Below are 22,005 nucleotides of genomic sequence, written 5' to 3' on the forward strand. Positions count from 1 at the left end.
AGGGATAAAAAAACAAACGGGTCGACCAAGAATGAAGTTCTTGGAATGACCCGTTTTTTAATTTGAGCATTTTAAAGGTGAACGTCTACATTAATTAGCATGAATAAAATACTCCTTAATATCAAAAAATTGAATTACAAAGTTATATTATATAGGGATCGGACATTAAAAGCTTAAAATCAAATGAAAAATGAATGTCATTTCCATTTATCATTTATTTTTTCTATGAAAAAAGGTGGATTTGCGGTGAAGAAGTCGGTGCTGGTGATCGATGATGAAGAGAAAATTTCCAGACTGCTTCAATTGGAGCTATCCCATGAAGGCTATATGGTCGAAATCGCCCAAAACGGCAGAGAAGGACTGGATAAGGCTTTGACGCGCACCTGGGACATTATTATTCTGGATGTAATGCTGCCTGAGATGAACGGGGTTGAGGTGTTAAGGGAGATACGGAAAGTCGACACACTTACACCTGTCATTATGGTAACCGCGCGTAACACAACAACTGATAAGGTTTCCGGATTGGACGAGGGAGCGAATGATTATATTACGAAGCCCTTTGAAATTGAGGAGCTGTTGGCGCGGATGCGGGCCAGCATGAGACATCAACCAGAGTCTGTGGCTATCCCTCCACATGAAGCGAACAAGCCTCCGTCCCCGCTTCAGGTCGATGGTCTGGTGTTAGACCGAAAGACACGGTCTGTGGTGCGTGAAGGGAAGCATATGGAGTTAACGCCCAAAGAATTTGACCTGCTTCTCTACCTCATGGAGCATCAAAACCAGGTATTGCAGCGGGATCAGATTATTCAGGACGTGTGGGGCTTTGATTTTGTCGGCGATACGAATGTCGTTGATGTGTATATCCGGTATGTCCGCAAAAAAATCGACCATGGCTACAAAAAGAAGCTGATCAAAACCGTACGCGGTGTAGGATATTGCATCAGGGAGGAAGACCATTGAAGCTGCGTACGAAAATTACTTTGCTTGCTTCTATTTTAGCCCTCTCTATTCTCCTGTTTGTAGACGTAACGGTTCATTTACTGTTTGTCAAAATTGCGACCCGGAATGAAAGAGAAGTGCTGCAAAATAAATGGACTGAAATCATTGCCGAGGCCGGTCCGACCATGATCCTGAAAAATGCGTGGAGCCCCAAGCTAAAGGACGAGCTTTCAGGGGATACGATCCTGAGAGTTTTTGATCAGAAATCCCGCTTATTGTATGAAGTCAGCCGCCAGTCCCGCTTCAAGCTGGGTAATGTACGTTTTAACCCTTCTCAAAGCTCGGAGCTGACGGATGTACAAGGTCATAAAATTTTGGTCATCCATCTCCCGGTTCTCTCCCCGGAGGGCAATCAGGAGGGAACGCTGGAAATCGTGGAAAAATGGGATGCGCTCGAAAACAATCTCGATATTCTGAATACAATTCTAATCACATCAACCGTAGGTGCTATGCTGCTTAGTCTGGTAGGCAGCACGATTTTGGCGAACGCCATATTGCTGCCTATTTCGAGCAGCATCCAGACGATGCAGGAGATTGAAAGAAGTCTGAAGTTTAAAAAAATCCCCGTGGGCAGTCATAATCAAGACGAGTTGTCCCAAATGACGGCTACTTTCAACCGAATGATGGGCAGGCTGGAGGAAAGCTTTCAAAGCCAGCAGCAATTTGTCTCTGATGCCTCGCATGAGCTGAATACGACGCTTATGATTATTGAGGGCTACGCCAACATGCTACGACGGTGGGGCACGCATGATGAGGATATCTACAAGGAATCCATTCAATCCATTTATGAAGAAACACAGCGGATGCGCACCATGACACAGCAATTGCTGGCACTGGCTTCCTCACAGCAGGGAAATACCGAACCGCATGAACGAATGGAGCTAGTTGGCTGCTGTCAGCAGGTAGTGGCTCATCTCAAGACAGTACATGATCGGCTAATTACTATTTTTACGGATGAACCGGAAATCTGGTTGGATGCCAATCTGGCCAAAATGAAGCAGTTGCTGGTTATCTTGCTCGACAATGCTCTAAAATACAGCGCGGATGAGATTGAAATCATTTTGTCCACAGAGGCAAAGCATGTCCAAATTCGAGTCAAGGATGCTGGAATCGGCATACCTGAGGGAGAGGTCAAGCGAGTGTTTGAACGATTTTACCGGGTAGACTGCTCCCGACACCGTAAAACGGGAGGAACGGGGCTTGGGCTACCCATTGCCAAGGCTATTACAGATGCCCATCAGGGCACGATACGTATGGCAAGTGTGGAGGGAAAAGGAACCGAGGTCATCGTCACACTGCCACAGAGGCAACAGGAAGGGCTGTCCCTCGAGTAGACATATCTACTCGCGGAACAGCCCTTTTGTTGATTCTAGTATAGTGTGAGTGAATGAATAAACAGCCTTTCCAGGGCCTGTCCTAGAGGACACGGCGTGCTGTAGTGTAATGGGAATTCCACCATCCTGAGTCCAGATCGGTAATTGTTACGCCGCCTTTACCAAACGTGTGCAGCAGCTTGCCATTTCCCATATAAATCGCTACATGGTGAATTGGTGAATAGAAAAAGACTAGATCGCCTTTTTGAAGCTGGCTGCGTGGCACAAAGGTACCAACGGTCGATTGTTGTCTGGACGAGCGTGGAAGCTCGATGCCATTTTGTGCAAAAGTATATTGAGTGAAGGAAGAGCAATCAAAAGAATTTGTGCTGCCTGCCGGCGCTCCATGCTGATAACGTACGCCCATGAACTCGGAACCCGTAGCAATAACCCGATCAGCTTTGTTCGCGGAAGCCGCATGAATGGTATCTGGTCCTACAACGAAGCTGCCTGCACTGAAAGCCAATGTCATCGTAACGCAAATGCCCATCCATAATTTTTTAGTAGTATGTTTTTTCATGATGTTCCTCCGTTATTTCGTATTTTGTTGATGTCCTGAAATGACAATAACATAAATAAAATATCCGGAATTTACCACTCAAAGTTAAAATCCTGTTACCCCAACGCTTTGCCCTGATTTATTAGAAAACGATGAGAATTTTCTCCTTAATTCTGGATTGACAAAATGTGCAGCTTCCCCTTATCACTGGGCCTGTATGACAAAAACCGACTTGAAGACGATTCGCACAAGCAATGATGCAAAATATACATACCTATATACTACATTTATAACTTGTACGGGAGTAGGCTCAAGCTCCCGTCTTATCGTAATAGTCACACTGTATTTCTGGTCAGGAAGGGGAATTCACATGGCTCCAAAGCAGGATAAAACGATCAAAGGCCAACGTCTGACCATTGTTCAGGTCATTTCTAACTTTCCAAATGCACAGCCGGTGCCCTCCATTAAGGGCGGAACGGAAAAGGTTGTGTATGAATTAACAGAGGAACTGGTAAAACGGGGACATCATGTATCTCTTTTTGCCGCCCGTGGGAGTAAGAGCAGCGCCCGGTTGATTACCTATCCCAAGGGCTTGAAGCATGGTCAAATCCCCCAATTCGTACTCCGGCACATGCCTCCCGGAACGCAAATGATTCATGATCATACCTTTCGTTCGGCTATGGGAAACAGGAAGCTCCCTTGTCCGGCAGTATCCACGGTTCATCTTCCTGTGAAGAAGCATGGCAACAATCCGGTATATGTTAGCAAGCGGGCACGGCAGTTGATGGGCGAGGGAAAAGGCTATTATGTATATAACGGCATCAACACACATGATTACGAATTTAGCAGCAAGAAACGAGACTATTTGCTGTTCATGGGCAGAATAATACGGAATAAAGGCGTTTTGCAGGCCATTCAGGTTGCAGAACAAACAGGAAAAAGGCTACTGATTGCCGGGCCGATCAAAGCTCCGGTTTTTTTTCGCCAGGAGATTCAAAAACGGATTCAGCGCAATCCCAATATCCGTTATATAGGAGCAGTGGGGGGCCAACAGAAGCAAAAGCTACTCAAGCACGCGGAGTGTCTGTTGTTTCCGACATTGTGGGAAGAGCCGTTTGGACTTGTGATGGTGGAGGCGATGGCTTGCGGGACACCTGTGCTGGCTTTGAAAAACGGATCGGTTCCCGAGGTGCTGGCAGGCTTTCCACAGCTGATTTGCAAGTCGGTTGGTCAGATGGTACTAAAGGTGCGGCAAAAAAACTATCCGTCTCCAGCCAAGCTTCGCTTGTATGTCACGCAAAGATTTACCAACAAGCAGATGACTGATAAATATTTGAAGCTGTACCGTGAAATCATCCGCCAGGAAGGATAGAAGAACAGGGCATCGAGAGCCTAAACGGAGGTGGAGGGAATGAGGGTCAAAAAGCATATGCTTGGGAAGGGTTCCCCCTGGGCTACTCCTTATTATATAGCGACTGAGGGACAGGGAGGGCCGCATGTGATGGTGGTTGCGGGCATACACGGCATGGAAATCGCAAGCATTCGGGCCGCTGAGAAGCTGGTGGGGCTGTTGAATCAACAGAAGCTGCGGATCAGCCAAGGCAAGCTCATGATCATACCCATTGTGAACCAGGTGGCCTACCGCAAGCGGATCAGAGGTGTGCCTGATCTGAACCGGACCTTTCCGCGTACGAAAAAGAAAGCGGCCACGCAACCGTTGGCAGCGGCTGTGTTCGAACTGGCACGAAAGCATCGACCCGAATGGTACCTGGATCTGCACGAAGCCAACGGATTATCTCAAAAGGATGCCAAGGTGCTTGGTCAGACGTTGATTACCAATAGCGGCAATCCGGCGGTCCCTACGGTGCACCGGATTATAAAGCGAATGAATTGTTCCATCAAGGTGAAAGACCAACATTTCAACATTCGGCTGCGCGAGCTTCCAGGTTCCTCTCGAACGGCGGCAGCCCGTATTTTAGGAGCACGCTCGGTTACCGTGGAAACAGGCTGGAGTCTGCCCAAGAAAGTGCGCATAAATTATCAAATGCAGATCGTACAGCATTTTTTGAGAGAAGCAGGGATGATTAAGACTAACGAAGTATATTTATCCGCTCAGGTCAGAGGTGTAGGTGTAACCTAGCCAGGCAAAACATTACAACGCAAAATCGCTCCTGAAGCAAGGGAAGTTCGGTTCCCCTTACTACAGAAGCGATTATTTGTTTGGTGGTTTCATGAAGGAGTAGTTACGTTAGTAAGTCCTACTGTAGTGTCGTCAGGAATCAGACTTATAGAAGGCACTCACCAGACTGTTGCCCAAGCGTACCTCGATCAGTTCCAGCGACGTATCCAGGCTTGCCCTGACGGTATGATACATATCCGTTGGAATGCTGAACACGGAGCCGCTTGCCGCCGAAAACCGTTCCCCATTCAGCATGACCTCTCCCCGACCGGAAACGATCGTCCACACTTTAAGCCCGCTGCCGTGGATACGGCCGTTCAAGCGTTGATCTGGCAGTACCGTCAAGCGTATAGCCAGGATATCGTTCAGGCTGCGGTGATCGAACTCGTCCAGCACACGATAGCTGCCCCAGGCGGTTTCACCATGCATAGGATATAGCGGAAGCGCTCCTAGCTGCTCCTTTATCGCGTGGGCATGGCCCTTGGCGGCAATGAGGATGCCGTCAGGACTGGCAGCAGCGATAATATGCTCCACGCCAATAACGTGAAGCGGATAGGGTAGCTCATTAACGATATGCGTCCCATCAGCGGGACCGCTGATCTGTCCACGCCCGATGACCCGGCTGCCGAGCTGTTCCGTTAACGCCTGCCAACTTCCGATATCACACCATTCACCATCGTAAGGCAGGACAACGGCATGTTCGGCACGCTCGGCGACCTCCTCGTCGAAGCTGCGAACAGGGAGGTCGTCATACATTGCGCGCAGCTCCTTATCATTCAGCGGCAAATTGCAGCGCTTCATACAGGACAGCATATATCTCAGCGTAAAAGCGTAAATGCCGCAGTTCCACAATGCACCTTGGCTAATGAGCTGCTGCGCCCCGATGCGATCCGGCTTCTCTGTGAAGCGGGCAACCAACGCATAAGAAGCCTTATGCGCCCGTGTTATCTCCTGATCCGGCACGATATAGCCGTATTGGTCAGAGGGATGGGTGGGCCTTGTCCCAAGCATGGCCAGATCAGCTCCACTATCGAGCAGCAGGTCGGGGAGCGCTGCCACACTGTGAAAGAAATCCTCTCCTGCAAACATATCGGCCGGAGCGATACAGAGGATTTCGTTCAATCCTGTACCTCTGGTGTGCAAATAAGCAGCCGCGAGCGCAGCAGCGGTGAAGGTGCCCCGCTTGGCAGGCTCGCCCAGAACAGGCAGACGGCTTTCCGTATGGCGAAAGGCCAGATTTACCTGATTCCGGTGAGCCAGCAGCAGGGCAGAGGCATCCAGTCCGGCCACAGCAAGCTGACGATACACCCGCCCAAGCATGGATTCTTTCTGCCCATCCGGGGCAGGCAACAGCCGGAGAAACAGCTTCGAGCGGATATCGTTGGACAACGGCCACAGCCGTTTTCCAGCACCGCCGCATAACAGAACAATGCGCACAGGCGCTTCCTCCTTCGATTTCAGATCCATTTTGGATCATGATTTGGAATCCTGATGAGCGCTTTCGTCTTCACAGATGCTTCCGTTTTTGTTTTAGCTGCCAACTGGTACACCTTGCGTTGATGAAAGGATAAGGAACGATGGCTTTTAGCAAATGCATCCAGTTGTTTTTGTGACAGGGAGTCCGCTCGACTATGAAGCCCTTTATTGAGTGACTTGCGTAAAATCATTCGGGAGGGATCACTGCTGTAGAGGTGGTTGGCATATGTTTCATATTCAGAAAATCCAAACTGCTTCGTCCGGTCTATACTGCGGATAATCGCTTTGTACCAGGGAATCCCGTGGCGGGCTTCAATGACTTGCTTGAGCCGGGTGAGCCGCGCTTTTTCAAACAGCATATAGTGGGTAACAAAGGACTTTGGTGAAGGGGCCTTAACGCCCATCAGCTTGTGGTAGGTGCGGAAATACTCCGGCTGACTCCAGCTGCGATAGTAAAATATCGTTTTGCCGTCTTTGCGGAATACATGTGGACGAATCAGAACGGTATCTGCGTCAATGACAAGGAAAAAAGAAGCTTTGCTGATTTTGTCACCGTTCATTTTAAGCAATTGCTGATACAGCCAGCCTGAGCGATCCCAACGCGTTGTTCCGTAGCGAATATCCATTTTCGTGATGGGCAAAACGGTCTTTTCGTCTACAAATGTACACTTCTTGCGTACGCACAGACGGCGGAGTCCGGCACTTTGCGGTGAAATGATATAAATGGTTCCAATCCGGTGCTGCACGTGACGGCGCAGGCTGTCAATCACCAGTGGAAGCGTGGCGATATCCTTATCAATTGCAGGAATCAGAACATCTATCGTTAGGGAACCTTTCCGTTGCCCATCCGATTGCGCTGACATGTTATTCACTCCCTATTTATGCAAAATGTACGCGTTCGGCGTCTTATATTATTGTATGTACGGACAGGCGCTTTCGATCGGGCAAGGCCAGTCGTCCATTTATATGCGGAATAGGGCTGATGGCGCTTTCGGATGGGGATTTGGTGCATACGATGGATTGTTCTTTTCATACAGGAGCGTTCTACCCTGACAGCAGAGAGGAGAGGGGCAAGTGAAATCTTCACAAGCGCAGGCCTTGCGTAGCAAGTGGCACAAAACCAAATTGCTGCTCCAGCATCGCGGCATCAAGCCTTTTATACCGAATACCCGGAAATACAACAAAGCAAATCTGAAGTCGATGCTGGAGCAATACGGCATGGTTTATGTAAAACCTGAGCGAGGCACGTTTGGCAAAGGTGTGATGAGAGTAGAGCAGGAGGAAGGACAACGTTTTGCCTATCAGTATGAGGAAAAGCGTCTGGAGTTCAAAAGTTTGGAGGGCCTGTTTACCAGTTTGTCGAAGAAAACGGGCAAGCAAAGCTATCTCATTCAAAAAGGCATCCATTTACTGCGGCATCAGAAGCGTTATTTTGATATCCGGGTCATGGTGCAGCGCAATGCAAAAGGGCCATGGGAATCTACCGGAATTATTGGTCGGCTCGGTCATCCCCGCAAAATCGTGACGAATTATCATAGCGGCGGCACGCCGATGGCATTGGAGCAACTGCTGGAATCCCATTTAACCAAAAGCAAGCAGGCTGAACTGGTAAAAAAATTGAATGAACTGGGCATCACCATTGCGACACATCTACAAAAAACATATCCAAATTTCCGGCAAATTGGAGTGGACATCGGACTGGATCACCGTTTCACCCCGTGGATTATTGAGGTGAATACGAAGCCAGACCCGTATATTTTTAACCAATTAAAAGATAAGTCTATGTATCGGAAAGTGTTAAGGTATTGGCGACTTGCCAATGAAAAGAAGAAAATCATCGTCCCGGTCAAAGATAAAATCAAAGATAAAGACCTTAAGAAAGCAAAAACTTCATGACGAAGAATGAATTTCTTAAATAACATAAAGCCAGACTATATGTAGAAATCAAAGGATGAATGTTCCATGAATTCATCCTTTTTATATACCAGATTTTGTTTCGATGTAATGAAAAAAGTGGAATTGGAAAAGCTATATGAAAACAATGAGAACTGAGGTCTTGGTGTATGGAGTTATGGGAAACAATGTTAAGGTCTGTATTAGCATTTACCATCATGATGCTTATAGCACGTATATTGGGAAAACCCACCATTGCGCAAATGACCTATCATGATTTTGTAGCTGCCATTACATTGGGCGCGATCACCGCGAATATTTCCTTTAATGACAAAATAAGCATTTGGAACTTACTAACAGCCACACTTACCTTTACCGGAATTGCTTATTTGCTGATGGTTTTTGCAATGAAGAACCGGAAACTGCGAAATTGGTTTTCGGGAAAACCAACCGTGTTGATTCAAGAAGGAAAAATTTTGGAGAACAACATGAGAAAGCTTAAGATTACGCTCGATACTCTGAATCAGGAGTTAAGAGAAAAAAATATATTTAATATTCAAGATGTCCAGTATGCCGTGCTTGAGCTGAACGGGAACATCATTCATGCCAATTTGAAGCAGAATGACATCACAACAGAGTGGCTACTTTCGCAGATGAAAAAGAAGGGATTCTCTATTGAAAATATCAATTATGCCGTAATCAGTTCTGATGGAAATGTTTATTTTGATGAATATAAGGATAGAATCGAACATCCTATTGATAAAGAATGATAGATTTGATTTTAGTTAGTATGAAGAATTCTATACAATGAATTTGAAATTGAACAACCTGTAACCCTGTGCTATCCTTATATTAAATAGAAGATAAACGTAGTAAAGATGATTTTCTCTGCATTCATAAACATCTGATGATATGATGAATAGAAGGAGTGTACAGCCATGACCTCTGTCATTGAACTGGACAATGTAAGCTGGAAAAGAGATAACCGTACGATACTGGATCAAATCAACTGGCAAGTAGCCGAAGGTGAGCATTGGGCTGTACTCGGATTGAATGGGTCAGGTAAAACAACGATGCTTAACATGATTAATGGTTACATATGGCCAACTACAGGCAGTGTCGGTGTCCTGGGTCACACCTTCGGGGAAGTGGATCTGAGAGAGCTGCGCAAATCCATCGGTTGGGTCAGTTCCTCTTTACAGGAAAGAATCAATGGTAGCCAGCGCACGCAGGATGTCGTCATTAGTGGCAAATTTGCTTCTATCGGGCTTTACGATCAGACGACGAATACGGATTATGAACAGGCAGTTCACCTCATGACCCAATTAGGCTGCGCTCACCTCGTGGATCGTCTGTATCAGGGCTGCTCACAGGGAGAAAAACAAAAGGTGCTTATCGCCCGCGCATTAATGGCCTCGCCCAAGCTGCTGATTTTGGACGAGGCGTGTAACGGACTGGACTTCTTTTCCCGGGAAGCTTTACTAACCAGCATCCGTCAATTGTCCGAGTCGCCTGGTGCGCCGAATTTGCTGTATGTCACGCATCACATAGAAGAAATTCTACCCATGTACACGCATACCATTCTGATTCGCCGGGGTACCGTTTTTGCCAAAGGCAAAACGACAGATATTCTGAGCAGCGAAACCCTTAGTGATTTTTTTGAAACAACAGTGGAGGTGGAGTGGAGACAGGATCGGGCATGGCTCTCTATGGTTTAGAGGGTTCAGTCTGTATCTGTTCGGATCTACCCTGCCACCATCATAATCAGAACGGGCAAAATCAGGAATGAGGCAAGTGTGCTCCACAAAATACAGGTGGATACCAGCTTTGGTGATGCATTGAATTTCTCTGCTAAAATGACGGCATTCACCGCAACCGGCATCGAGGCCAGAATGAAAAGGACAGAGAACAAAAGTCCCGAAATCCCGAGTACCAGCATGGCAAGACAAGCCGCGAGCGGGGAGAGCAGCAGTCGGATCGTCAGTCCTGCGTAGCTGGCTTTTTTAATGGACGGCTCCAGCTTGAATATTTTTACGTAAGCCATTTGGGTGCCCAGAATCGCCAGTACAACCGGAGAATAGGCGGCAGCAATCATCGAAACGCCCGCTCGAATGCCGGAGGGTAGGTGCAAGTCCAACAGTCGAAGCCCCATCGCCAGCAGAGCTGCATAGATCGCGGGAAGTGAAAATACCGACTTGACGGCGCTTTGGACGGAAAACTCAGAGCGGGCCGCAAAATAAACTCCAATCGTATTGACCAGGATTATCTGGATGACGACATACACGGAGGCTTTGTCCAAACCAAGCTGCCCAAAGGCAAGTAAAATTAGGGGCAGGCCATAATTCGCGCTATTGGTCAGTGTGGAGACTAGGGTGAGTCCGGCTGTTTCCGGGACGCTCAGCTTAAACATTTTTCCTGCAATCTGTGCAATTCCCCATAACAGCAGCAGATTCAGGATCGAAAAAGCGGCCGTCTGCGCCACTTCATGCCAGGATAGCTGTGCCTTCAGTAGCGTGTCCAGAATCATTGCGGGACTTAAAAAATATAAGTATAAAGTCGAGAGCGGCTTCGTTTCCAGCTTCATAAATTTGCCGAGTAAAAACCCGGCGATTACCGGAATGGACAGCGGAACGATAACGGATAGAAGGGTTGAAAGTACAATTTGAATCATGAAAATCCACCAATCCTTTCTGTAATGACTTTTTCCATTATAAGAGGGAGCTTTCGAGCCCGTCCAAGATGAAAATACGATCAAGGCCATAGGAATACACTATGAAGCTTCCAGCAAATATTTTTGTGTACAACAAAAAGGGATGTCCACAGCCATGTTGAAAGGCTAGTAGGAACATCCCTTTTTTACTATGAAACTAATGATCTTACTGAATTATACTTACGCAGAAGCCGCAGTTTCCGCTTTGGTCCGGCAATCATCAGAGCAATAATGTTGATGCTGCTCTTCGCAGTCCGGACATACGATATGCTGGAGATTGCACACCGGACAGTTGATATAGTGATCGTTCGACGTTTCACAATGGAAGCAATGACCGACAACAACGTTTTCATCCGTATGGTTGATCGGGATCGAGATTCGTTCGTCAAACACATAGCACTTACCATCAAACAGACGCCCCTGTACTTCCGGGTCCTTACTATAGGTCACGATGCCACCATCCAACTGTCCCACATCATCAAAGCCTTCTTTTATCAGAAGACCGGACAGCTTCTCACAGCGGATACCACCCGTGCAATATGTCAGTATTTTCTTGTCCTTAAACCGACTCATATTGTCGCGAATCCACTGTGGAAATTCACGGAAAGATTCGACTTCCGGACGAATGGCACCACGAAAATGACCGATGTCATATTCATAGTCGTTACGTCCGTCCAGCACCACCACATCTTCACCTTGAAGCTGTTCGTAAAACTCCTTCGGTGACAAACGCTTGCCACTGATTACGTTGGGGTCCAGCTCATCCTCATGGCGCAACGTCACCAGCTCCTGACGATGGCGTACAAATATTTTCTTGAACGCATGACTGTCAGACTCATCTATTTTAATAACGATATCGTGGAATTTCGGATTGGCGCGCAAATCACGGATATATTGCTCGGTTTGCTCTACCGTACCAGACAGTGTGCCATTAATTCCTTCCTGAGCGATCAAAATTCTTCCCTTCACGCCCAATTCCTTGCAGTAAGCCAGATGCTCTGCCGTAAAGGTGGCAGGATCTTCAATATTGACATATTTGTAAAACAACAAAATTCGATAAGCATGCTCGCACACGTAAAATCACCCTCTGATTCAAGTCAAAGTTTTTTAACATACAATTTTAAATGTACCACATTCTTTAAGTTAGTCAACATATTTGTATAAAAAGTGGGAATGGAAAATAAAGGAGCAGGTGACGAGCGACAAAAGTAAGTGTTTACATTATAATAGTACCGTAGTGACGAGGTGGATTTTGGCAGCAGGATTAGTTGTCTTAGATGAAAGGATGAATCGAAATGAAGCATCATTTGACAGCGCATACACCGCCTATGGGGTGGAATAGCTGGGATTGCTACGGCGCAGCAGTGCGTGAGGAAGAAGTGCGGGGAAATGCGCAGTATATGGCGGAGCACTTGAAGGAATACGGTTGGGAATATATCGTGGTAGATATTCAGTGGTATGAGCCGGGAGCTGTATCTTCACAGTATCGTTCTTTCGTTCCACTGGAAATGGATTCATTTTCGCGCCTTATTCCAGCGGCGAATCGTTTTCCTTCCGCAGCGGACGGGCACGGCTTCCAGGCTCTTGCGGATTATGTGCACAGTCTGGGCTTGAAATTCGGTATACATATTATGAGAGGAATTCCGAGACAGGCGGTGCATCAGGATACGTCGATTTTGGGAACCCAGGCAACAGCGAGACAGATTGCGCATCCCAACTCCATTTGTCCCTGGAATACAGATATGTACGGGGTAGATGCTACCAAGGAAGGCGCACAGGAATATTATAATTCGCTGTTTGACCTGTACGCGGAATGGGGTGTCGATTTTGTCAAAGTGGATGACATTGCCGCTTCCCGACTCTATGGTACTCACTTGGCGGAAATTGAATTGATTAGGCAGGCCATCACCCAATGCGGACGTCCGATGGTTTTGAGTCTGTCGCCAGGTCCGGCACCGCTGGAGCATGCATCCGAATTAATCGCCAACGCCAATATGTGGCGCATGACCGACGATTTTTGGGATGTGTGGCCTTTGCTGCACGGCATGTTTGAGCGCTGCGAGAAGTGGGCAGAGCACGTGGGCCCGGGCCACTGGCCGGATTGCGACATGCTGCCACTGGGTCATCTGGGTATTCGCTCGGTAGATTCTGTAGATTCCGGTAGCCATGACCGCTGGACACGCTTTACGAAGGATGAACAACTGACGATGATGATCTTGTGGAGTATTTTCCGGTCCCCACTGATGTTTGGGGGAGAACTGCGTGATAACGATGCATGGACACTTTCTCTGCTGACCAATGAAGAGGTGCTGGATGCTCACCGCAACGGCTTGGATGCGCAGCAGGTGTACAGAAAGGATGAGCATATCGTCTGGACTTCGCATAACGAGGAGGGTCACATATATGCGGCTTTGTTTAATGCTGGAGATGAAGCCTCGCGGGTTTGTGTATTGCTGCAAGACCTTGGCATTGAAGGACAGACAAGTGGCAGAGACTTATGGAACCGTGTGGATCTGGGCACTTTAGAGCAAGAATTGTCTGCAGATTTACCCCCTCATGGAGCCGCTTTATTTATGTTAAAATAGTCATCATGCAATGATTGAATTGATCTTAGATGTTCTAAATGAAATCGCTCTTTTTAAAGTGGACGGTAGCACTTCCATTTTACCACGGGCGATTTTTTGTTTGGCTACGTGAACATTTTGTTATATTATGATACAAATAAGTGAAAAGATATGTATTGCAAAAACATAGATATTGAAAAATACTATATTATCTCATAACAAGGTTTAAACAAGCTTTTTTTGAATTGTGTTTAGCCTTGTGTATCTTAAGGACTAATTTGATGAACTCGACATTATTCTCAGGAATTTGAGATTGGAAACGTGCTAATTTTATAAAGCGACATTTTATAAAGCTAACAATTTTAATGAAAGTAAATTAATTAAAAATATATCATCCAATGCGAACAGACTCGCGAAAGGAGTCAAGTAATGAGTTTTAAACAGCTCAATAAAAATGGCCAGAACGAGCCTTGGCCTGTTCGAAAACATATATTATGTATCGGGGGGGCCAATATTGACCGTAAAATTAGGATTAAAGGTACATTTCGGCTTCACACCTCCAATCCAAGCAGCACCAGACAGCAGTCTTGCGGAGGGGTAGCTCGGAATGTGGCTGAAAATTTGGGACGGCTGAGCCAGTGGGTCAGTCTCCTGACCGCAGTTGGAGATGATGCGGAAGGTGAATTTGTAGTTGAACAGTCCAACCGTTACATCCACGTGGTCCCTCTTCAAGTCAAAGGCGAACCATCTACCGGGGTCTACACCGCTCTGCTGAACGAGCAGGGTGAAATGATTGTAGCAACTGCAGAAATGGAGATTTACGACCAGATCCGTGCCTCAGCTATCCTTGATAATGCCCCTTTAATCACCTCATCCGGATTGGTGCTGCTGGATACCAATTTTTCCGCGAGCGTACTTGCTTCCACAATCCGATTATGCCACGAACATCAAGTTCCGTTGGTTGTTTCTTCTGTATCGGCCTCCAAAATGAGAAAGCTGCCCCGTAATCTGAATGGAGTAGAATGGCTGGTATGTAATGTTGTGGAGGCAGAAGCCTATTTGGGATTGAAGATAACTGATGATCAGCAGATGCTGGAGGCGGTGCAAGTTTTTCATAAGCTCGGAGTTAAACATGTCATTCTTACTGGTGGTGTAGACAGTGTCTTATTTGCATCTCAAGGTGGAACTCACGGACAAATTCCCGTGCAGCCTGTTCAAGGGATCGTTGATGTCACGGGCGCAGGCGATGCTTTTATTGCCGGAATGATATATGGAATTATTCAAGGCTATCCGATGGAACAAATTTGTCAATTTGGAATCAGTTGTGCCGCATTAACGCTCCAAACCGACCGGACAGTTTCAGACACGCTCTCTTCGAATACACTCCGTTCCAAGTTCAACGAGCTGTATGGCAGGTATGCGCAAAACTTTGTGGTTTATAAGGGTGTGTATTTTAAAAAGAAAGATATATAAACCAGTATTTGTTCAGGTTATGTTCGAGGTCCATTCAGAATGGTATAAGGAGCAGGTTGCTTGATGAATAACGTGAGATACGTCGTCGTTTTTTGAGAAGCAATGACGGGGTGTTGACACGTTCGCTGAACCGTTTCATGTCCTGGATGAATTCCAAAAAAGCTCCTTGACCACGGCTTTCGTTTCGTGTAAGATAACAAAAAATTGTAATATACAGGAATAGTGTAGACCAAGGATCAAAGGTTCAACAATCGCCGTACAGAGAAGAAACCCATGGGCTGAAAGGTTTCTCCGCCGCGAATGGACGTTTTCCTGCCTTGTGAGCTGTAGCGGAATGTATTTTAAACCGTTACCGGTTAGACGCCGTTATCTGATGAAGGGCCGTTCCATACTATGGATATGGTCAAATTAAGGGTGGTACCACGACGCATTCGTCCCTGACGGATGTGTCTTTTTTGCGTACATTTTATCGTCCATACAAGGAGGCAGCCACACATGCGCCAAAGTCGATTATTACTGACAACATTACGTGAATCGCCCGCAGAAGCCGAAGTGATCAGTCATCAGCTTATGCTGCGTGCAGGGTTGATCCGGCAACTCGCAGCCGGAGTGTATAGCTACATGCCACTTGGAAGACGCATTCTCCGGAAAGTGGAGCAAATCGTACGGGATGAAATGGATCGTGCAGGGGCTGGGGAGCTGTTAATGCCTGCATTGCAGCCTGCCGAGCTGTGGCAAGAATCGGGGAGATACGATATGTACGGTCCAGAGCTGATACGTCTTCAAGACCGGCATGATCGGGAATTCGCTTTGGGTCCTACTCATGAAGAGGTCATTACGTCATTAGTACGGAATGAAGTGAGCTCCTATCGAAAATTACCTGTAATGCTATATCAAATTCAAACCAAATTCCGGGATGAACGACGTCCACGATTTGGCTTGCTTCGTAGCAGGGAATTTTTGATGAAGGATGCCTATTCGTTTGATACGAGCTGGGAAGGACTGGATCAAGCCTATTGGACCATGTTCAAGGCCTACCAACACATTTTTACCCGTTGTGGCCTGAACTTTCGTGCAGTAGAAGCAGATGCGGGTACTATTGGTGGCGAAGGCGGAACCCATGAATTTATGGCGCTGGCTGACATTGGAGAGGATACGATTGCCTCTTGTAATTGCTGTGACTATGCCGCTAATCTTGAAAAGGCCGAACCACGAAGCATGGAAAAATCAGAAGCATTAACTGCCGCAAATAAAATGGAAAAGTTTCATACTCCAGGTCTGCGCACGATAGATCAGCTGGTTGAATCGCTGCAAATACAGCCACAGGATGTGATCAAAACACTGATTTATATGAGTGACGATCAACCCATTGCTGTAGTCGTCAGGGGAGATCATGAGGTCAACGAAGTGAAAGTAAAACATATTTTAGGTAGTGAAAAATTCGAAATAGCAAGTTCAGATGCCGTATCAAAGGCGACTGGAGCCCCCTCGGGGTTCGTAGGCCCATGCGGCTTGACGATCCCTGTGTGGGTGGATTACGCCGTCGTTCAAATGTCCAGTGGCATCGCAGGCGCGAACGAGCTGGAAACCCATTATCGGCATGTGAATCCAAGACGCGATATGGATCTTCGCCATGTGGCGGATTTACGCAACGTCATGGAAGGGGAACCATGTCCTCGCTGTGACAAAGGGAAGTTGAAGTTTCATCGTGGGATTGAGATTGGACAAGTGTTTAAACTGGGCACCAAATACAGCGAGAAGCTGGGTGCAACTTTTCTGGATGCGTCCGGAACAGATCAGGCGATGATTATGGGCTGCTACGGCATTGGCATTTCCCGAATCCTTTCTGCTATTGTGGAGCAAAATCACGATCAGAACGGAATCATATGGCCCCATGCGCTGGCGCCGTTTCAAGTTCATATTATTCCGATCTCTGTTAAAGACAGCTTGCAAATGCAGATGGCCGAGGATTTGTATAACCAGCTACAGGATCTCGGCGTGGAAGTGTTGATGGATGATCGGGAGGAACGCCCCGGGGTTAAATTCAAAGATTCGGATTTAGTGGGTATTCCCGTGCGCATCGTCGTTGGTAAAGATGCTGAGCACGGGAAAATAGAGTTAGTGGAGCGAAGAACCAGCAACAAAGAAACCATTCATGTCCAAGATGTAGAGCGACGGATATTGGAACTTATTCAGCAATAGTTACTCGGCTTAATAAATTACAAGCCGGCACCCTATACGGTTCTACAATCCAATACGCCCGGACTACAATCGTTTGGGCGTATCTTTACCAACAATTGTTGTACAAGCATTACATATCTGTGTCCTGTAGAATGTGACCTTCTCCAAGGGCAATCTCATAAAAGCCTGCCATATGACGTGCCTGAAACCGGATTGGCTTGTCCCGACCTATCATAATGATATTTTGAATGTCGGCAGCGCCTTCCGAGGGGAGGGAGAAAGCTGTAACATAAGCGAATTCCCCACGCAACGTTGTATGAATGGATTTCATCAGATGATCATGCTCACTTTTGCCCATTACATTCATGATCATGGAGCCTTCGGAATCCAGCTTTTCTTTGGCCATCCTGAAAAATTCCCGGGATATTAAATGAGGCGGCGTTCCCTGATCTGTGAAGGCGTCCAAAATAATATAATCATATGCATCCGGCGCTTCCTTCTCCAACATGCGACGTCCATCACCAACGGTCACGTTGTCCTTGTCGTATCCAAAGAATGTTCGGCTGAATTCCACGACTTGTGCATCCAGCTCTGCAATCTTGAAGCGTTTATCTGTAAAATGACCCGCAATCGTACCTATACCATGCCCAATCACAAACACGTCTTCAAATGACGGATCGTTCAGCTCCATCAGATGGATGATGGCTCTCGGATATTCGAACAGAATGCGTTGCGGATGATTCAAATCCACCGCGCCTTGTACGGCTGCATTTGAAAACTGCATCACCCGGAATAATCCCTTTTCGCCATACAGCTCTGTGGTGTCGTATATCGTTATTTCATGATTATTGCTCAGCTTTTTGTGTAGTACATCCAAATGATCTATCTCCTTCAAGTCATACTCCACCATCATATTAGACATTTATGAGCCTGTTGTCCATATATTAAGCGGCGGTGCCGTTCTGCTCTTGCCCAGCAGCTCCAATCCGTATAATTGTTCGATCATGCGCAGCACGGAGAAATGATTGCTTTTCCCTATAATCATAGTCGGGATTTTGTTGTTGCTGCTCATGTCATCTTCGTCCCATGTTACGATTAAAAGACTGTTATGCTGCGGCGCCCAGTGGGCATAAGAGGACAAGTGAGCTTGCAGCCATTGATCCGCATCAAATGATCCGAATTTTGAACGAGCAAGGAACCCCGCTATTGAGTGTCAGTGACGAAATGCCTGAGAATTGGTTTCCGCCGCAAACAGCGCAATTTTTATCACTAAATCCTTTGAACTTGTTCAAGCGTCCTTTAGGAGATATAATATACAAGGATATAATGAATACCGTTGTGTATATTCATATAGAAAGAGAGCGGGATATTATGGGACGTAAGTGGAACAATATTAAAGAAAAAAAGGCATCCAAGGATGCTAATACGAGTCGTATATATGCTAAATTTGGGGTAGAAATCTATGTAGCAGCCAAACAGGGCGAGCCTGATCCTGAATCCAATCGGGTTCTCAGAGTCGTGCTAGAACGTGCAAAAACGTACAATGTACCGAAAGCGATTATTGACCGGGCGATTGAAAAAGCAAAAGGCGCCGGAGATGAAAACTATGTTGAGCTTCGCTATGAAGGCTTCGGACCAAATGGTTCTATGGTCATTGTAGATGCACTCACCAATAACGTAAACCGCACGGCATCTGATGTACGTTCTGCTTTTACTAAAAATGGCGGTAGCCTCGGTGTAAGCGGATCTGTAGCCTATATGTTTGATTCAACGGCGGTTATTGGTTTGGTAGGTAAAACCGCAGATGAAGTGTTGGAGCTGTTGATGGAGGCAGATGTAGAGGTGCGTGACATCATCGAAGAGGATGAGGCTGTTATCGTATATGCTGAGCCTGACCAGTTTCATGCTGTGCAGGAAGCTTTCAAGCAGGCAGGAGTTACAGAATTTACAGTGGCCGAACTTACCATGCTTGCCCAAAATGATATTACTCTTCCAGAAGATGCACAGCTTCAATTTGACAAGTTGATTGATGCATTAGAAGATTTGGAGGATGTTCAGCAGGTTTACCATAATGTAGATTCTGATGAATAGCTTCAAGCTGAACCACCTAAATTCGTACGACAAAAAAACATCGTATTCCGATACGATGTTTTTTTGCGTATTTGCAGCTATTTCTGTGTAAGGAGCATTAAGGAAGCCATAGCGATGATTTTTAATCAATCTGTCAGGGTTTTGACGGACCCCAAGCTATCCAAGGAATGCTTTATAATGAACAGTGCTATTGAACAGGCTCCGCATCATCATGAAATCAGAGTTTTTATATCTGCGAGTACAGAAAGGCTTGAGCTTGCTTTCTACAACGCCCTGGTCCGTGCTCATAAAGAAGTAGAGATTCATTCCGCGGAGTCTGAGCTACGGTCGATCACCAGATTTCTAAATCATGCCCGGCTATCGTTGACATTTACCGCCAAGACAGGCGCAAGCCCTGAGGTACTTAAAGATGTCGTGCGTACGACGCTGTCGATTTTGGATTGATTTTTATGAGTGGCGGGATTGGATAGAAGGATACGTGAAACGGAAGTGAAGACCAAGTTACCCATATCGTGGAGCGTATCACCGGGCGCAGCCCGATTTCATTCGAGAAGTTTGTACAAACCCATGTAGGCACCTGGAAGTAAATGTAGGGGCGTCTCAAACAGATCTGACAGCCTGGTTGCGACGCCCTTGTCAGTTGGCGACAGACACTTTACATAATGCTTGATGTTACCTTCCAGTTATTGAAATCATAGGTCCGTCTCTCTCTGTCATAAACCAAATCGAGTTTATTTCCATTATAATTCTGATGCATCCACGGATCATCCAGCAGAGGCCAATTAGCATAATTGACTTCTGCACCCTGAATTTTACGTGAGGTGGCATATACGATTTCCATCTCTTTACCTGTTAATCCTTTGTAATAGACCCGGGGATTGGTATCGTTAATACCGCTGAAATCCACTACGGTTTTCGTCAGCACAGCCTCAGCAAAGCAGTCAAGCTCTCTAATGCAAGAACCTCCTGTGTAGTCCATAAGAGGTGCTGTTTCAACGATGACCGCATTTTTTGCCCCGTCACTTCGCAAGGCGCTCTGATAACCTCCGTATTTCCACGATTCCGTGTCATATGGCCACTCGTAAGGTTGTGCCGTCCTGACAGCCATCAGCATTTTACCTGTATGGAAGAACACCCAGCCGTTCTTGTTGAATGGGTCCTGTTCGATCGTTGCTTTGATTCCGTTATATGAAACAGGGCCGTCGATCCATGTATTTGAATTTGTGATATTGTATACCGCAATGAGTGCACCGTCGTCCTGAAGCACTTCCTCCATATTTGTTCCGCCAATCCAATATTCCGAGTTGGACGGATTCAAGTTAATCGGCTCACTGAAGTGTTGCTTCATGAAGAACGTATTTGGTTCGTCACTGTATGTATCTCCCACCCATTTGATGCCCCAACGATGAAGCTGGTTTTGTGCGAGCCGATTGTCCTTTTGACTGAATACGGCGTAATCTGGGGTGATGTAGCTTGTCTTATACGGTTTGTTACTGTTTCTAGGCATCCGTTCCTTATGTGTGTAAGTTATAGAACGGGCTGTCGCTATACTCTTGAAAATGTCTGGTAACTCGTAGTCCGCAACCGTAAATGGAATCGTGGTAAATTTCAGATTGGTTTCATTGCCGAGATATATCGGCTTGCGACTGTCTCCAAACAACATCCACAGTAGCACTGCACTCTCATCGAGTGTATATCCCGGCTCTTGCTGCGCATTATATGTTCTGGCCTGACTGGTCACCCAGTACCCATGCAGCCACTCCCCTACGATACTGGCAAAATACCACTCTAACGTCAGTTTGGCCATATTCTGCAATGTGGCATCTTTCAAGTGTTCGGTAATGAACAATAGCGGTCCTACATGATGGATAAAATATGTTGGGGAGTCGTATTCAAAGTACCCCTGTTTTGTAATTGTGGGAAGTTCGGACAGCAGATAGCTTCTGGCGATGGTAGCATAATTCACCGGATAATCTGGCCATTCTTCCGCTCCAACAACCCCGACTGCCGCGTACATAAGCCGTTGATTTTCTGTATTTCCCAACAGAGCAGTCCCATCGGCATTCAAAATGTTAAAACTGAGCATTTTTGCTTTTACTTTATCCTTTAATGCGGGTGTGTAATACTCTTTATACTTCATATAAGCTTCCATTACGTTAATTCCCCAGAACATGTCTTTGTTCCGATCCAAATGAATGTTGACGTAGGCAAGTCCAGTGCTGATATCCCCCTTGGAAAATTGTGACATAGCCGCATAAGCACCGACCTTTCGCCCCTGATCGTACTCATTGTAAGGGTAGCCCAGCGCTGCTACATCGTCGATTACGATCTGTTTGCGCTCCTGTAGTGAGCCTGTTAAAATCTCATTTTTAAACATAATTAAGCCACTCCCCTGATAATGGAATAATAACGCATAAATAGTATGACTTTAGCATGTGAGAGAAAGAAAAACCTGAACATAATATGTACGCCATCCAGAAGGACCACATGCATTGAATTTAAAGCGGTATCGGGCAATCGTTACAATACCAATAAATGAGCATCGGATATGGAACTAATGGATAGCC

General features: G+C 46.4%; 20 protein-coding genes. 12 read left to right on the top strand and 8 right to left on the bottom strand.

The genetic code is table 11. From position 1 onward, the window contains the following. Positions 1-246: 246 nt before the first annotated feature. Together AC0WRU_RS11275 and AC0WRU_RS11280 are read left to right on the top strand one after the other, a co-directional pair. On the top strand, positions 247-960 hold the full coding sequence (locus AC0WRU_RS11275; RefSeq protein WP_476128341.1) for a response regulator transcription factor: 714 nt from the start codon (positions 247-249) through the stop codon (positions 958-960). Then, entirely contained in the window at positions 957-2,333 is a 1,377-nt protein-coding gene (locus AC0WRU_RS11280; RefSeq protein WP_476128342.1) for a sensor histidine kinase, read from the top strand. The genes AC0WRU_RS11275 and AC0WRU_RS11280 overlap by 4 nt, the downstream gene beginning before the upstream one ends. Before the next feature lie 82 nt (positions 2,334-2,415). Here the strand turns inward: AC0WRU_RS11280 and AC0WRU_RS11285 are convergent, their stop codons facing one another. Continuing rightward, entirely contained in the window at positions 2,416-2,892 is a 477-nt protein-coding gene (locus AC0WRU_RS11285; protein WP_476128343.1) for a C40 family peptidase, read from the bottom strand. Between the two features lie 349 nt (positions 2,893-3,241). Between AC0WRU_RS11285 and AC0WRU_RS11290 the strand changes: the two genes are divergently transcribed. Both AC0WRU_RS11290 and AC0WRU_RS11295 read left to right on the top strand, forming a co-directional pair. Beyond that, positions 3,242-4,243, top strand: coding sequence for a glycosyltransferase (locus tag AC0WRU_RS11290; RefSeq protein ID WP_476128344.1), 1,002 nt, complete (start codon positions 3,242-3,244; stop codon positions 4,241-4,243). 39 nt (positions 4,244-4,282) lie between these two features. Then, positions 4,283-5,011: a succinylglutamate desuccinylase/aspartoacylase family protein gene (locus AC0WRU_RS11295; protein ID WP_476128345.1), complete on the top strand. Its 729-nt coding sequence runs from the start codon at positions 4,283-4,285 to the stop codon at positions 5,009-5,011. Between the two features lie 132 nt (positions 5,012-5,143). Here AC0WRU_RS11295 and AC0WRU_RS11300 read toward each other — a convergent pair whose 3' ends face one another. Both AC0WRU_RS11300 and AC0WRU_RS11305 read right to left on the bottom strand, forming a co-directional pair. Next, a complete protein-coding gene (locus tag AC0WRU_RS11300; RefSeq protein ID WP_476128346.1) occupies positions 5,144-6,487 on the bottom strand; it encodes a sugar phosphate nucleotidyltransferase in 1,344 nt (447 codons plus the stop codon). 20 nt (positions 6,488-6,507) lie between these two features. Continuing rightward, positions 6,508-7,389 carry a DUF6492 family protein gene (locus tag AC0WRU_RS11305; RefSeq protein ID WP_476128347.1) on the bottom strand — a complete coding sequence of 294 codons (882 nt, stop codon included), beginning with the start codon at positions 7,387-7,389 and terminating at the stop codon, positions 6,508-6,510. Positions 7,390-7,600: 211 nt separating this feature from the next. Between AC0WRU_RS11305 and AC0WRU_RS11310 the strand changes: the two genes are divergently transcribed. The 3 genes from AC0WRU_RS11310 (at position 7,601) to AC0WRU_RS11320 (ending at position 10,137) form a co-directional block, all read left to right on the top strand. Beyond that, positions 7,601-8,422, top strand: a complete 822-nt coding sequence (locus AC0WRU_RS11310) for a YheC/YheD family protein (protein ID WP_476128348.1) — start codon at positions 7,601-7,603, stop codon at positions 8,420-8,422. A gap of 167 nt (positions 8,423-8,589) precedes the next feature. After that, positions 8,590-9,189, top strand: coding sequence for a DUF421 domain-containing protein (locus AC0WRU_RS11315; protein ID WP_476128349.1), 600 nt, complete (start codon positions 8,590-8,592; stop codon positions 9,187-9,189). A gap of 168 nt (positions 9,190-9,357) precedes the next feature. After that, the gene (locus AC0WRU_RS11320; protein WP_476128350.1) at positions 9,358-10,137 is read left to right on the top strand and encodes an ABC transporter ATP-binding protein; all 780 of its coding nucleotides are present in this window, start codon (positions 9,358-9,360) and stop codon (positions 10,135-10,137) included. A 26-nt stretch (positions 10,138-10,163) separates the two neighbouring features. Here the strand turns inward: AC0WRU_RS11320 and AC0WRU_RS11325 are convergent, their stop codons facing one another. Both AC0WRU_RS11325 and trhO read right to left on the bottom strand, forming a co-directional pair. Further along, entirely contained in the window at positions 10,164-11,090 is a 927-nt protein-coding gene (locus AC0WRU_RS11325; protein ID WP_476128351.1) for an AEC family transporter, read from the bottom strand. A 219-nt stretch (positions 11,091-11,309) separates the two neighbouring features. Beyond that, positions 11,310-12,203: an oxygen-dependent tRNA uridine(34) hydroxylase TrhO gene (gene trhO, locus AC0WRU_RS11330; RefSeq protein ID WP_476128352.1), complete on the bottom strand. Its 894-nt coding sequence runs from the start codon at positions 12,201-12,203 to the stop codon at positions 11,310-11,312. A gap of 221 nt (positions 12,204-12,424) precedes the next feature. Here trhO and AC0WRU_RS11335 point away from each other — a divergent pair, with 221 nt between their 5' ends. The 3 genes from AC0WRU_RS11335 (at position 12,425) to AC0WRU_RS11345 (ending at position 17,368) form a co-directional block, all read left to right on the top strand. Continuing rightward, on the top strand, positions 12,425-13,714 hold the full coding sequence (locus tag AC0WRU_RS11335; RefSeq protein WP_476128353.1) for a glycoside hydrolase family 27 protein: 1,290 nt from the start codon (positions 12,425-12,427) through the stop codon (positions 13,712-13,714). 408 nt (positions 13,715-14,122) lie between these two features. Beyond that, a complete protein-coding gene (locus AC0WRU_RS11340; RefSeq protein ID WP_476128354.1) occupies positions 14,123-15,166 on the top strand; it encodes a carbohydrate kinase family protein in 1,044 nt (347 codons plus the stop codon). 495 nt (positions 15,167-15,661) lie between these two features. Then, on the top strand, positions 15,662-17,368 hold the full coding sequence (locus AC0WRU_RS11345) for a proline--tRNA ligase (RefSeq protein ID WP_476128355.1): 1,707 nt from the start codon (positions 15,662-15,664) through the stop codon (positions 17,366-17,368). Between the two features lie 109 nt (positions 17,369-17,477). Here the strand turns inward: AC0WRU_RS11345 and AC0WRU_RS11350 are convergent, their stop codons facing one another. After that, positions 17,478-18,242, bottom strand: coding sequence for a spermidine synthase (locus AC0WRU_RS11350; RefSeq protein WP_476128620.1), 765 nt, complete (start codon positions 18,240-18,242; stop codon positions 17,478-17,480). Between the two features lie 27 nt (positions 18,243-18,269). After that, complete coding sequence (locus AC0WRU_RS11355; RefSeq protein WP_476128356.1) at positions 18,270-18,419, bottom strand: hypothetical protein; 150 nt, start codon at positions 18,417-18,419, stop codon at positions 18,270-18,272. A 299-nt stretch (positions 18,420-18,718) separates the two neighbouring features. Between AC0WRU_RS11355 and AC0WRU_RS11360 the strand changes: the two genes are divergently transcribed. Continuing rightward, the gene (locus tag AC0WRU_RS11360) at positions 18,719-19,438 is read left to right on the top strand and encodes a YebC/PmpR family DNA-binding transcriptional regulator (protein WP_025686422.1); all 720 of its coding nucleotides are present in this window, start codon (positions 18,719-18,721) and stop codon (positions 19,436-19,438) included. Positions 19,439-19,552: 114 nt separating this feature from the next. Beyond that, complete coding sequence (locus AC0WRU_RS11365) at positions 19,553-19,882, top strand: TetR family transcriptional regulator (protein WP_476128357.1); 330 nt, start codon at positions 19,553-19,555, stop codon at positions 19,880-19,882. Positions 19,883-20,093: 211 nt separating this feature from the next. On the opposite strand, the gene AC0WRU_RS11370 is transcribed toward AC0WRU_RS11365, so the two are convergent. Next, entirely contained in the window at positions 20,094-21,815 is a 1,722-nt protein-coding gene (locus AC0WRU_RS11370; RefSeq protein WP_476128358.1) for a hypothetical protein, read from the bottom strand. Positions 21,816-22,005 lie beyond the last annotated feature (190 nt).

It is taken from the genome of Paenibacillus sp. 1-8, assembly GCF_056316205.1.